Here is a 13565-nt window from a genome sequence, read left to right as displayed (position 1 = left end):
AGGGAGCCTTCGTGGGTACCATCGTTCTTGCTTTCGTGGTGGCAACGGTCATCAACATGGCCCTGTCCGGGTATGCCGGCGCGATCCTCGCGCGCAGGCGCGGTCTACCGCTGTGGGTCGGCATCGTTCCGGGCGGGGTAATACCGTGGATAGGGCTGGTCGTCCCGTCCGTCATACGGCCGACTGGCCTCAAGCCATCGTTGGCCAGGTCCCGTGGCTGGCGGCGCCTGGCCGGGGTGGGCCTCGCGGGGCTGGGTCTCCTCGGGATCGTGCTCTCCGCATTTAGCGAGTGGGCGACCGTGTCCGGAGCAGTGAACGCCCAAGGGGCGCGCTTTGCCGAGCAGGCCAGTGGGGGCCCCGGAGACACGTCGTTCGGGCTCGTGGTCCTCCTGCTCACCGTTACCCTGTCGGCAGTTCTTCTGACCGGGCACTTGTGGCACGGGGGCTTGCGGTTCTCACTGCCCGGCCTGTTCATCGCCGGTGGCTTCGCCTCGATGACGATTCTCGCGGTCATCGGTTCCGAGCTGGTTTCCGATGCCTCCTCGCTCGCGTTAAACCTGACGGCCGGGTACGCGGAAGCACACGTCGAGCTCGGGCTCGGCGCGATGTTCGCCGTACTTGGCTCTTTCCTGCTCTGTGTCGGCTGGATGGTGACGATGGGCGGGCGGACTCTGATTCTCGACACGGCGCCGCTGGCCGCCACCGCCGACCCGGGATGGCCCGGGCCGCAGCCCCTGGGTCCCCGGGCCACGACCGCGCCCACGACGGCCCCGCCCGTGTGGCCGCCGACATCGATGGCACGCCCTGGCAACGGGGCACCGACGCCCATGCCGGGCCAGCCTCCGGCCGGGTGGTGATCCATGCCTGATCGACGCTACCGTGAACGCGTAAACGCGCTGTCAACCTGGGCCTTGGGCCTAGGCCCTACGGCTCGCCCGGCACCCGAGGACCTCGATGTGCTCGCGGCGCTCGGGCCGATTGCGGACTCGGTGCGCTCTCAAGTGCTCTGGGCCAACGAGGATGCCGTCGAGGCGCAGTGGGGCTCGGGCCTGAGGGAGATACTCACTACCGGCGCCGCGCCGCTGCCGCCCCAGGTGCAGGTTGAGCCGTCGCACGACGCTGGCCCGAACACTCCGCAGGCCGTGAGCGAGGAGTTCGACCCGCGCCCGCAGCAGGCCCGCCTCCAGCGGCTACGTGAGTGGGCGAGCGCCGAGTCGGAGCGAACTGAGGTGGCTGCTCTGCCGCCGGAGCTCCTGCAGATCGTTGCTTTCCAGAACATCAACTCCGCCGACGACGTTTTGGCGCGCTGCGCGGGCCTCACGATCCCCATGGATATCCGTCTGGCCCGAGAGCTGGCGGCCGTGGTCTCCGAACGCCCCGCCCCCGAGCAGCTGCCCGAGAAGCCGAAACCCGTCGCCGGCAGCGAGTGGTCGGAAAGCCCCGGCGTGTTCGCCGGCGTGGACTGGTCGACCTTCGGTGAGGGCCAGGCCCGACCCCTGACGCCACTGCTGACCCACGCCGTCGAGGGTGGCATCTCGCTGGACTGGCAGGACCCGGCCGACCTCGGCCGGGTGCGCATCTTCCGCGTTGTCGCCTCGGCCGACACCTGGCCGGCCCTCGACCCGAGCCAGGCCGAGCCGGTCGGCGTCACCCTGTCGACTTCCGTGGCCGCACCACTCGTCGCGACCTCGGCCGTCACGTTCATCGGTGTCTGGTGCCATGCGGGCCAGGACGAGGTGGCGGCCCGCATGGCCGCCCCCGTGTTCGTGGCCCAAGGGCAGGTGGTGTGGCCCCCGAGCCGCTTGACCCTTCAGGTCACGCCACGCAAGACCGTGGCTGCCACCTTTAACGTGCCACCCGGTGCCACGATTCAGGTTCAGCGGTTCGGTGCCGGGTCCAAGCCCCGGTTCAACCAGGCCGCTGCCCTCGACCCGAGCGTTCTCGTCGGAAACGGCTTCGTCGACCCGCACCCCCCCGTCGGGGAGGTCTCTTATGCCGTATACGCCTCGGTGCGCCTCGGTGATGGCTCCCTGGAGTGGTCCGAACCCGTGATGGGCACCGTTACCGTGCGGGTCCGGCCGACGTCGCTGCCTCTCACGGTTTCGCCTAACGGGGTGAGTCCCGGCACGTACGACATCTCCTGGGAGACGCCGGAGCACGGAGCGGTCGAGGTCTTCCTCAGTCCGTCCGCGCCCCCCGCGGGCCTGTCGGAGGAATCCCGCACCCGCGAGATCGTCCGCAGTCAGGGGCTCACACCTGACCGGTTGCTGCCCTATCCCACGCTCTCCCTCGGCGACACCACCGTTATACAAGGCGTGGCCATTCCCGACGAGTGGGCCCGTGCTTACTTCGTGGCAACGCACGTCATGGCTGAAGACGCGGTGGGGGTCGGCCCCACGGTGGGGCTCGTGCTCCCGCGACCTCCGCGCAACCCCGAGCTCATCGAGCGGGTCGACACCCAGATCATCACGTTTGCCTGGCCTGCCGCAGACGCCCAATCTAAGGATGCCGACGTCATCGTCGAGGTGCACCAAGGACCCCGTCAGAGCCAGGAGCTCGATGTCGGACGCTCTCAGCCGATCGTGTCGATGACCCATGAGCAGTACGTCCTGATGGGAGGTATCCACCTGACTCGCACCCTCCCGCCGAACGGGTGCTCGCTGCACCTGTTCGGGGTGATCTACGAGCGTGGGCGGCCCCGTCGTTCGCACGGCGTCGCCCTCGACTACCCAGGGATCACGAGGGTCGCCTACGACATCGTCGCCGTTCGCCAGGACGGTCAGCGGTCGGTCAACGCGGACGATCTCGCCGGCTACGCGGTTACCGTCCTGAGTAACGAGGTGCTCGACGCGGCGCACTTCGTCGTGGTCCATCACCCGCAGCGCCTACCCCTGTCGCCCAACGACCCGGGCGCACGCGAGCTGCTCAGTGAATTGCGTCCTCTGATCGCCAACGTCACTCAGACCCTCGGCCACCTCACTCCGGGGACGCACATGGGCTTCGTGCGTCTTTTTTACAGCCCCCCGGACCGCCGAGACTGTGCCCGCATAGCCGTTATCGACCCGGATCCAGCCAACCTGTGGCGAGGGGTGTGTTGAGATGCAGGAGCTGACCTACGGTTCCGCCGACGGGATTCCCGGTCGCCAAGCCCAGGGGTGGGGTGTCCTGCGGCGAGTGGGTGACCTCGACCCGGCCATCGAGAAGTCCCTGCTCGAAGGAGTAAGCGTCTTCCTCCCCACAACGATGTCGAAGTTTCCCAGTGCCGCGGACCTGGCCAGGAGGCCGGTTCGGCTGCGGTACGCCGTCGGCCGCGACGAGGCCGTGGGCCTGTGGTGGCGATCGATCGAAGCCGGGCTGGACCACACCCAACGCCCCGGGAACGTCTTCACCCATGCGGTAGCCAGCCAGGTCCCGGCCGACACCCGCCCTTCCGACTTCGCCCTATCGCCCCAGTGGCTCTCGCCCTTTGGCGCCGACCAGGTGCGCGACGCGACTCCCAGCGGGGACTTCACCCTCCCCACGGACCCGGCCGCCCACGGCATCGCCGCAGTCCTTCGCTGGCTCCATTGCTCGCGCGGTGTTGCGGTGCCGGCCGTGTCGTGGCTCGTGGATACGGCGATCCAGGCCTTGATGGCGAGGACTCCGGTCGTGCTGCGCGGTGTGAGTTCCGAGGATGCCTGGGGGTGGATCGCCCTGATCTCCTGGCTGCTCCCGAGCAGCGTTGGCACCAGGATCGGCTTTTCGACGGGTGAGGAGCCCGCGTCACTGGGCAAGGCGCTCGAGCTCGGTGCACTGCTAGCCGCCGTACCCGGTGCTGATCCGCTTCCGCCGCAGCGCGACCGGGTCTGTGAACTCGACCCGCGGTGGCAGGTTGACGCCGAGGCTGCACTGACGTCGGGCTCCTGGGCGTTGCCGAACGGCACTCATTTCCCCGTCACGGCTTGGGCCACCGTCGGGCGGGACTTCATCTGGCTCGACCCCGCCTCGGCGCACACGACGCTGCGCCGGCGGGACGAGCTCTACGACCCCCTCCTCGCTGCCGGGCTCCCATATGCCGATGCCGCACCTCTCGCGGTGCGACTCGGTCTCCTGGCGACGCCCGGTGCCGTCATCATGGGGCGTAGTGAGATGCTCGTGGCCGCGCTCGACCAGAACGTCCTCCCGGTCGAGCTGAGGTCTCACCCGCAGATCGCCCCCCTCGTGGCAGAGGCTGGGCCCGCACTTCCACAGGCACTACTCGACCCGGGATCGTCGACCAATGTCGCCGCCACACCGCGGGAGTTCGACGTTCTCGCCGCGGCCACGACGGTCGACCTCGCTCCCGCTGTGTTCAGTGCCGACGAGGCGTCGGTGGTCGAACCCCGGCCTCGGTTCGCGACGACGGACTGGACCTCCGAGATCGAGGTCATGCTCGTCAAGAACACGCCTGACCTGCATGGGCAGGCCGACCTGCTCGACGAGTTGCCGTATCCCGGCCCGGCATCGATGCTCCCGGCCGCGACCATGGTCGCGCGCCATTGTTCCCTTGATGCCATCGGGGAGCCGCGCCGATGGGTTCCCCTCCTCCTCACGCTCCCCCCCCTCGGCCGACTGGCCCTGCTGCACTGCATCTCGCAGGCTGCCCCGACGGCGTTGCCCGACGAGGACGTCGCCCGGCTCATGGCGGCGCTCGCCCACGACCCGCAGCTGGACCGCTACCTCAGCCCCCTCCTGCTCCTCCTACTGCGGGCGGAGGCGGCCGGTGGCGACGCGCTCCTGCCTTGGGGGCAGCGGCCAGCCTGGCACCGCGACCTCGGCGACTTCGTCGCCGGGCTCGATCCGGACGAGGCGGCCTTTCTTGCCCTGCCCTTCCTGGAGCTCGTCGTCCAGTGCGACCCCCCGAACGCATCCCTGCGTCGAGCGGGTCGGGACCAGGTGGAGCGATGGGCGGCAGAGCCGCAAGCCGCTGGCCTGTGGTCCCTTCCCTGTGCGGATGGACGACCGCTCGCTCGCGTCGTCGCCGATAACTGGGCGTGAGCATGATGACCCCCGTGGCGAGACCACGAGCCGCAAGCCCCCCTACTCCAAACCTTCCCTCTCCCTCCGATTCGTCCGCTGTGAGGAACGACTGACATGTCCATCACCCAGCTCACCCGGAACGGGCGGATTCCCTGGATCAAGCCCGGTCCGCTCCGGATCCACCTCGACGCCGGCCCCGGCGCCGAGATCACCCTGCAGGATGAGAACGGCGCCCCCGTAGCGCCCGACGGTAGGCAGCTGAACGAGATCTTCATCCTCCCCAAGCCTTACGATCTCGTGGTCGGAGTGCGGCACGTCGGGGGCCCCTTCGCGCCCGATGCGCGCGTCGGGCTGACCATCAGCCACCCCGCGGACGGGCCGGGGGATGCAGTCGTTCGCGTCCCGGAGTCCGTGGGCGGCCGACATACCGTCTCGCTCGTGCGGATCGAGATGCGGGGCGCCACGCTCATGCTCGCCGACGCGATCGGCCCTTTCGACCCCGGGATCACCCCTCCCCGAGAGCTCACCGCCCGCGACTGGCACAGCGTCGGTCGATTCGCCTACCACGCCCACCACGACGGTGGGAATGCCAAGCGCGGCCCCTGGGCGCTCGTCATCGACGGGTCAGCGTCGATGCTCGTGGCGAACCAGCGAGGTGAGGTTGGCCCTCTTCTGGAGCTCGTCTTCGGCATCGTCTCCGCGGCCCGCGGCGGGGGGCCACACGCCGTGCTGCTCACGCAGGCCGGGCGCCCTCGTGATCTCACGAGCCAGCTTGACCTGGCCGAGGTCGCCTGGCCGTCCGTGCTCGGTGACCAGCCAAGCCCCTGGTCGAGGGCTCTGCCGTCGGTGAGGCAGGCCGCCGAGCTGGTCGGCGCCGGCGGGGAAGTCGTCGTCGTTGTTGACGGAGTGCCTGCGGATGCGCTCGCCCTCGTCGAGTGGGCGACCAGCCCCGACTGCACCGTCTCGCTGCGAATCGTGGGCCGCGGCCGGTCGGCGTACGAGGGCGTCGCGTCCCAGCGTCCCAAGGAGTGGTGGGACGAGGAGTTCGCCGCACTGGTACCGCTCGCGAGCGGTCCTGATCACCGGCTCGTTACGGTCTCCGACCTCGCCTCCGCCGTCGACGCGGCCGCCGAGGTCGCCGACGCGCTCTATCCGGGGGCCAGTGGCCGGGGTGAATCGTGACCTGTCCGAAATGCACTAAGACCGTCTCTGCGGCCGGGGCCTGCGGCGGCTGCGGCTTCGAGGTCCCTCCTCACTGGCTCACGGACGTGCAGTGCTCCATGGCCGTCACGGGTGCTCGCTCCGCAGGCAAGTCGATCTTTATCGGCGTGATGATCAGGCACTTCGGCCAGTTCCTCGCCGACAGGCACCACACCTTCCTGACGCCGCTGAACGACACCGAGGATCGGTTCCTGAGGACGTACGAGAACTACCTATACGGTGAAGAAGGCATCATCCCCCCCACGCCGCCTGACGTTCCTGAGCCGTTGATGTGGTCGTTCACCATGGGGGGCCGGCGGTTCTGCCTCTCCTTGGCGGATGCAGCCGGTGAGAGCTTCGAGCGGCTAACACCCGACCAGAATGCCTTCGCCTACTTGGGTGGGGTCGACATGATCTGCTCGCTTATCGACCCACTTAAGGTCTCCGACGTGCGTGCCATCGTCCGTGACACCGGCATCCCACTCCCGGCGGAGGCCGGTAATGATCTACAGGTTCTGCGGCGTGTCCTCCAGGCGCGGGCCGCGCACGCGATCCCGGGTCGGGTACAGGTCCTGGCCCTGACGATTAGCAAGTTCGACGTCCTGCAGGGGCTCAAGAACGTCGACAACGACCGCTGGGTGTCGATCATGGGGCGACCGGGGGCCGCGATGCAGAGAGACCCAAGCTACGTCACCCAATGGGATGACCCGCAGGATCGGCTGCTGCTCAGCCAAGAGCTACGCAGCCTGCTGCCCGTTCTCGGAGCTCCGCTCATCGAGGCCGCGGCCACCGAGAGCGGCCTACCGTACTACCTGTACGCCGTGTCCGCGCTGGGGCGCCCCCCGGGGAACGACGGTTTTAGCACCTCCGGCATCAGCCCCTATCGTGTTCTCGACCCGTTGAAGACCCTGCTGACGATGAAGGCGGTCCAGGCATGACAACCCTCGCCAAGGGGGCCAACACGGTCCTGACGAGCGCCGCCGGGCCGCCTGTCGGGTCGGCCTTGGTCGGGGTTACGTGGCCCAACACCGCGGCCGATCTCGACCTCGTGGCGCTCGTGTGCGGCCCGGACAAGCGAGTGCTCGGAGACGACCACTTCCTCTTTTGGGACCATCCGACGAGTCCGACGAAGGAGGCATTCCTGCGTTCGGTGCCCCCGGGCGCCGTGTCACCGTCCGTCGACCGAGCCCAGCTGCTCATCAACCTTGACCTCGTCGCGCCGGCCATCGAGTGCGTCTACATCGCCCTGGCGAACGTCGCCGAGGGTGGCAACCTCGCGCAGTGCGGCGGGTTATCAGTCCGATTCGTCGATCTGGCAGACGGCGCCACGCTGGTCGACTACGCGAACTCGGGGACGTACACTACCGAGTCCTGCCTCATCCTTGTCGAAATCTATCGCTACCAGGGGCAGTGGAAGTTGCGCGCCGTGGATCAGGGATATGCCGGGGGCCTTGCGGCATTCGGCCGAGATTACGGCGTCGACATCTCCTGACATGTTGGGTGGGGTACGTCGCACCCGCACCAAAAATGCGGCGGGAAGGCGCCGCTAGTCAGCCCGCGATGAGGCCGAAGTCCTTGATGACGGAGGCAAGGCCCCCGGCGTAGCCCTGCCCGATCGCCCGGAACTTCCACTCGGTGCCGTGGCGGTACAACTCGCCGAAGATCATCGCGGTCTCGGTGGAGTAGTCCTCAGTGAGGTCGTATCGTACGAGCTCCCCGCCCGTAGTTTCGTCGACCATGCGGATGGAGGAGTTCTGCACCTGGCCGAAATTCTGGCCACGGACCTCGGCGTCGTGAATCGAGACGACGAACACGAGTCGCTGGGCTTCGGGGGGAAGCGCGGTTAGTTCCACCTTGACGACCTCGTCGTCTCCGTCGCCCGAACCGTCGAGGTTGTCGCCCTGGTGGACTACAGCGTTGTTCGGCGAGACGAGCTGCCCGTAGAACACAAACCATCGGTCGTTAATGCAGCGCCCGTTCGCATCGCAAACGACAACAGAGGCGTCGAGGTCGAAGTCGAACCCCGTGGTCGTCCGTGCGTCCCAACCGAGCCCTACCTGGAGCCGGATCAGACCGGGGGACGCCTTGCTCAAGCTGATGTTGCCACCCTTTGACAGGGAAATGGACACTGCTCCTCCTTGGGTGCTATCGAGCCGAGAACTCGGTGGCGTTCGTCGTCACGGCTGCCGTTAGTGGCCTGCCGAGCCACCGACCCCACGATAGTCCCGGGAACGCGACTATCCATTAGCCGGCTCACGGTTTTCGACCCAGACAGGGTCATGAAATCCGAGAGCCATTGATGGACTATTACGGATCAGGGTGCGCCTTACCGGGCGTGCTCGAGTTCTCAGCAAGGGCCCAGGAGTTCGTCACGTCGTTTCTCGACCATGCGACGGGTGGCCTAGGGAGCCTGCCGGGCGACGCCGCCCAACACCCCATTTTGCGCGCGCGGGCCTAGGTCGACGCGCCGACGAGGCCGCCGGGGGATCGATGCCCCAGCGGAGCACCACGGCGGTTGGGCGGGCCAGGGGGGCGCTGGAGACGCCCAGCAGCTCACCAGAGAGGCCGCACAGGCTCTTTTCTGCGCGCCGAAGCCGACGCGGCCCTTCACCATGCCGAGATCTCCACGAGGCTGGCCAGCATCGAGGCGCACGCGTCGTTGTGCGCACCGTAGAGACGTTGCTCGACTACGCCGGCAGCCATCCCCGAGCGTCACGGCTAGCCCTGCTTTGGCAGCACTGCGTGCCGCCACGGCTCACGTGATCCGCCAGCGTCTTCAGGGCCTGGATGAGGTTACGGCGGTCCTAAGCCAAGGCGTCGCCGTACTCGAACTCGGTCGTCGCTTTGCCGTGAAGCTTGCGTCAGGCTGGTCGATGAGTAGTCCCTCATCGCGGTGGCGCTCACGGATGTGTCCCGCCGGACGCGCCGTCGCCGGCGCGCGAGCTGCCCTCGAGGAGGCCCTCGCCAGCTCGCAATCGGCGCGCAGATAGTGGGCCAACCCGAGACCAGAGGAGGGGGGGCAATAAGCCTGTTCAGCTGGCACGTGTCAGGCTGCGCGAGTCGACAAGGCACGCGGCAGCGGCGGACCCCAGCAGCCTCGCCCGGCCGGCACGACATCCATGGCTAGGCTGCGCGAGGCCCCCGTGAAAGTTCGCGTGCAGGTACACGCAGCCGAAGACGTGTTGTCGACTTGGGCGAGTGTGACCGCCCTGGCCCTCGTCGATCGGCTGCGGGCGCCGTTGTCGAGCAACCATGAATCCGGGTTGCGGATCGCCGTGGTATCCCCGACCCACAGTCGCCTGACCGCCACGCCGGACATCGCGCGTTGCACGGTGCGCCGGACAAGAACGTGGACGAGGACAGCCTGTTCCGCCAGCTCGCGTGTGCTCCCTGCGCACCGACTCCCACGTTGAGGATGTCAGGGCGCGCGACCCTTGGCCGCTCGCCGTCAGGAGCGATTCTGCAGGGACCGGTACTCGGCCCCAGACCTGTTTCGGGAGATGCCGTTGCCGGCCTTCCCCGGTGCGATCGCGCACCTCACCCCCAGGGTCCCTGGACTGCGGCGAATCGACGTTGGTTGTCCTGGAAGACAAACCACCGTCGAGCGTCTAGCCACAGCCACAGCCACAGCCACAGCCACAGCCACAGCCACAGTCCTGCCACGGCCGCTACCCTCACGACCCATCCCGGCGGGGCCAGCCCGCCACACTTCAGGTAGGACTAGACCACATCTTTACTGGCCTCGTTTCGTCGTCCGGATTTCGACGCCCAAACCCCGGGCGCCCGCGTGAAGCTCGTCGACCCGGACTTGACCAGCGAAACTTGCGTTCGTGACGGTTGCGGCGGGCCAGGGCCCCCATGCGCCGACATGGTTGATACCGTTCGCGGGTTCACAGGCTGGACCCGCGCGCCGCATGCGGCATCTGGAGCGGACTAAGTCGGCCACCGTCGAAGGGAGCGTCCATGCTGCATTTCCAACACCTTCCTAAAACGGAGCGGCGCCGGCTGTTCGCCCACCCCCCGCAAAGCTTCGACGAGCAGACACGCGTCGAGGACCTGGGGATGGCCCTGGGCGCGACGCTGTACATGCCAGCCACGCGGCCGCGGCTCGCGTCAGACCTGCGCCGCCAGCGTGCCGCCGGCGCTGTCAGCTCGGTCGTCTGCCTTGAGGACGCCATCGCCGACGCCGACGTCCCACGAGCACAGGCCAATGCCATCGAGCAGCTCCGACTGCTGGGCGCGAGCCTGGAGCGCGAGCCGCGAGCGGACGGCGTTGGCAGTGTGAGGGGGAGCACCGGCCTGCCGCTGACCTTCATCCGGGTGCGGCAGCCGGAGCAGATCGGCGAGATCATGGACGGGCTCGGGGAGCATCGTGGCGTCCTGGCCGGGTTCGTCCTGCCGAAATTCACCGATGTCAGTGGCGCCCGTTACCTCGAGGCTGTTCACGAGGCGTCCCGCCGCCACGACCAGATGCTGCTGGCCATGCCGGTCATCGAGTCCCCGGAAGTCGTCTACCAGGAGTCGCGCGCGGAGATCCTTGCGGGCGTCGCAGCACTGCTGTCTCACCACCGCGAGATCATTCCCGCGGTGCGGATCGGCGCAACGGACCTGTGCGCCGCGCTCGGCATCCGCCGCTCCCGGGAGCTGACGATCTACGATGTCGGCCCGGTCGCCGAGGTCATCTACGATATTGTCAACGTCCTCGGTCGCGCCGACGGGACCGGTTTCACCATCACCGGCCCCGTCTGGGAGTACTTCCCCGACCGGGACCGCCTCTTCAAGCCGCAGCTGCGTCAAACCCTGTTCGAGGAGAACCACGCACCACGCCTGAGGCACGAGTTGATCAGCCGGGACCTCGACGGACTCATCCGTGAGGTCGTCCTCGACCGCGCGAACGGGCTGACCGGCAAGACGGTTGTGCACCCGAGCCACATCCCGGCTGTCCACGCGCTGTCCGTCGTGTCCCATGAGGAGCACAGCGACGCGCTCGACGTCGTCACCCAGCACACGGCTGGTGGCGGAGCGACAGCGTCGGCGTACCGGAACAAGATGAACGAGGCTGGCCCGCATCGCGCGTGGGCGAGCAGGGTGCTGACCCGTGCAAGGATGTTCGGAGTCGCAAATAAGGACATCAGCGTGGTGGATTTGCTCACCGCAACCCAGCCTGCTCCGCCAGACCAGTCCAACCAACTGGGTCGGAAGGTCCAAGAAGGCGGTTGAGCCAACGCCTTTACCAGGCCGGGAGCGTGTGAGCCCTCCGCTGGGATCTTCTCGAGGTCCTCGCGTGCCGGCGCGTTCCGGTTCTGAATCAGGTACGAGGTGGCCGGCTCCACGAGAGCGCGATGAAGGACGTCCGCAGACCCCGACTGGAACAGCGGCGCCTTTATGAACGCCTCCCCGTCCTTCGTCGTGGTACTCCTGCTCGCGCGACGCCGCGGAACACGCACGGCAGCGTGGACACGTCGTCGGCTTTGCTGATTCCGTCAGTGGTCTCGACCACGTCCCGGTGCTGGTCCGCTTCGACCAAGCTCAACGCGAAGAACAGCGTAGGCGTGTCGTTGCGATCGCGGCATCGAGGTCATCGGCGTCCTGGTGCAGCTCAGGGAGGGCGATAGCTGTGCGGTGTATCGGCAGCGTCGCTGTCACCCGGCCTGAGACTTCGACGGTCGTGGTGGTCCTGATGAGGTCTTTCTCGGACCTGGGTGGCTGAACGGGTCCGGGCTGCGAGAACGCCCATGCGAGGCACTCCCGTGTACCGGTCGCACAGGCCGATCAAAAACTGGAAAGAACCTTCGAGAGCAGCCGTGAGGGTGCGTACCTCCCGGGGCTCGCCGAGTAAGGGCTCCAGCTCGTCCGGCCCGGGTGCCGGCACGACGGGTTGATTAAGCTCCCCTGCGGTGACGGGGCGCGAACAGTCCCGGTCTCGGGGCCGCCGGTGTCGGCAGCGCGGCTGTCGCGGGAGGGCGCGGCGAGGCCGCTGGTGGACGCCGCGGGTCTGCGGGCGCCACCGAGGGGGTCTCGCCGCGCGTGACCGGTCCCGGGGATGGAGAAGTGCCGGGTGACCCGACCGGTCGCGGATCGGCTGACTCTGACGCCACGCACGGCGGCGGAATACACTTGGCCTTCGGGTGACGCGTGTGCGCACGGTGGCAGCGGTGTCACTGTCTTGCGGTAGCGAGATCCCACTGAAGCACCATTCCTCAGTTCTCATAGCGGAAGAACAGAGGAATTCAGCCAGTCAACCCGCAGCGCGCTCCCCGCCACGGGCTCAGGGTCATCGACCGCGCAGCGAAGTCCCTCGCGATACCGGCCAACCCTGTCGATGTACCCATGAGCGCCTGAGCGGAACTTCCGCGCGCCATCGCGCCGGTAGATCTCGCCTGGGACCAGGACGGTCTCCATGATTGCATTGTCTGCTCGCAGCCCTTGCACGGCGGCGATCGTGCGACCATCGGCGGGCGCGACGACCACGATCCGCTCGACGGAGGCAGGTATCTTCGCTGGTTGACCTCCAGGCTGGTGGTTCCTGCAACAACTCCGACGTGGCGGACAGCCCCGCTGAAGTAGGCAGGCTGCTTGAAGAAGACGACGTCGGTGCCTGCGGGCACCCTCTCGTTGTTGGCATGTAGCAATGCGCTTATGACGACGGACGGGCCGCCCGCAAGGGGGGCCACGCGAACTGCACGGTCACGGTCGTCTAGGTCAGGTCAACATTCCGCGCCTAGTCAGCTCCCCATCGAGTCGTCCTGTCGCAGGGTCCGGACAGGGCAGTTCTGTTGGGAACGCGCCTCCGGGGCAGGAGCCGCGCTGCTCAGTCGAGGGGGGTGTGGTCATCGAGCCAGCTGATCCGGTCGAACCCGAATGCGGCCGCAGCCGCGCGGACCGGCCCACGTATGAGGGTGTCCTCGTTGCGCAGGACGAGTTCGCCGTCGACGTTGTACACCGACAGTGCGACGAGGGTCCCTCCGGAAGGGGGGCGAGAGATTGGGACCTCGACCCGTGCGTCGGCGAAGGTCTCGATGACGAGCGTCCCACCCCAGTTCAACGTCTGCCCGCTCGCGGAGTAGAGGTAGACGACAACTCGTTCGAGGTCTTGGACCTGGGCCAAGTCCAAGGTAAGCGTCTCGAACCGGTGGCGTCCGGCCACGATGACAGGACGGCGGGTCGCCGCAGGTGCCTGGGTCAGCTCGCTAGCCGCCTGCACGAGCGAGGATCGCTCGCAGGCGAGTTGATAGGCACAGCCGAGGCGGACGTCGCCGACAGCGGCCGAGCAGGCGGCCGACAAGGTGAGCGCGCCCACGCCGGACTGGATGCGGGTGAGGGTCACCGTCGGCTGGTCCGCGTCCAGCACTGTGGCGCTTCCGCGT

Annotated in this window: 9 protein-coding genes; 7 read left to right on the top strand and 2 right to left on the bottom strand. The window is 67.9% G+C overall.

What is annotated here, in order from left to right; all coding sequences use genetic code 11:
- The first annotated feature begins 11 nt into the window (after nt 1-11).
- From BA895_RS12590 to BA895_RS12565, 6 genes are all read left to right on the top strand, one after another.
- Nucleotides 12-857, top strand: coding sequence for a hypothetical protein (locus tag BA895_RS12590; RefSeq protein WP_070192259.1), 846 nt, complete (start codon nt 12-14; stop codon nt 855-857).
- 132 nt (nt 858-989) lie between these two features.
- On the top strand, nt 990-3098 hold the full coding sequence (locus tag BA895_RS12585; RefSeq protein ID WP_139142635.1) for a hypothetical protein: 2109 nt from the start codon (nt 990-992) through the stop codon (nt 3096-3098).
- A 1-nt stretch (nt 3099) separates the two neighbouring features.
- A complete protein-coding gene (locus tag BA895_RS12580; RefSeq protein ID WP_070192257.1) occupies nt 3100-5016 on the top strand; it encodes a hypothetical protein in 1917 nt (638 codons plus the stop codon).
- Nucleotides 5017-5112: 96 nt separating this feature from the next.
- Nucleotides 5113-6180: a hypothetical protein gene (locus tag BA895_RS12575; RefSeq protein ID WP_070192256.1), complete on the top strand. Its 1068-nt coding sequence runs from the start codon at nt 5113-5115 to the stop codon at nt 6178-6180.
- Nucleotides 6181-6278: 98 nt separating this feature from the next.
- The gene (locus BA895_RS12570; RefSeq protein ID WP_139142634.1) at nt 6279-7136 is read left to right on the top strand and encodes a hypothetical protein; all 858 of its coding nucleotides are present in this window, start codon (nt 6279-6281) and stop codon (nt 7134-7136) included.
- Nucleotides 7133-7690 (top strand): TerD family protein, encoded by a 558-nt coding sequence (locus BA895_RS12565; RefSeq protein WP_070192254.1) that lies wholly within the window; start codon nt 7133-7135, stop codon nt 7688-7690. The genes BA895_RS12570 and BA895_RS12565 overlap by 4 nt, the downstream gene beginning before the upstream one ends.
- A 58-nt stretch (nt 7691-7748) precedes the next feature.
- Here the strand turns inward: BA895_RS12565 and BA895_RS12560 are convergent, their stop codons facing one another.
- Entirely contained in the window at nt 7749-8327 is a 579-nt protein-coding gene (locus BA895_RS12560; RefSeq protein WP_070192253.1) for a TerD family protein, read from the bottom strand.
- Between the two features lie 1834 nt (nt 8328-10161).
- On the opposite strand from BA895_RS12560, the gene BA895_RS12555 reads away from it, so the two are divergent.
- Nucleotides 10162-11418, top strand: coding sequence for an HpcH/HpaI aldolase/citrate lyase family protein (locus tag BA895_RS12555; RefSeq protein ID WP_070192252.1), 1257 nt, complete (start codon nt 10162-10164; stop codon nt 11416-11418).
- A 1591-nt stretch (nt 11419-13009) separates the two neighbouring features.
- Here the strand turns inward: BA895_RS12555 and BA895_RS12545 are convergent.
- Nucleotides 13010-13525 (bottom strand): hypothetical protein, encoded by a 516-nt coding sequence (locus BA895_RS12545; RefSeq protein ID WP_139142633.1) that lies wholly within the window; start codon nt 13523-13525, stop codon nt 13010-13012.
- Between the last annotated feature and the right edge of the window lie 40 nt (nt 13526-13565).

Source organism: Humibacillus sp. DSM 29435, assembly GCF_001758225.1.
Taxonomy (GTDB): domain Bacteria; phylum Actinomycetota; class Actinomycetes; order Actinomycetales; family Dermatophilaceae; genus DSM-29435.
This window is presented reverse-complemented; position numbering and strand designations above follow the sequence as displayed.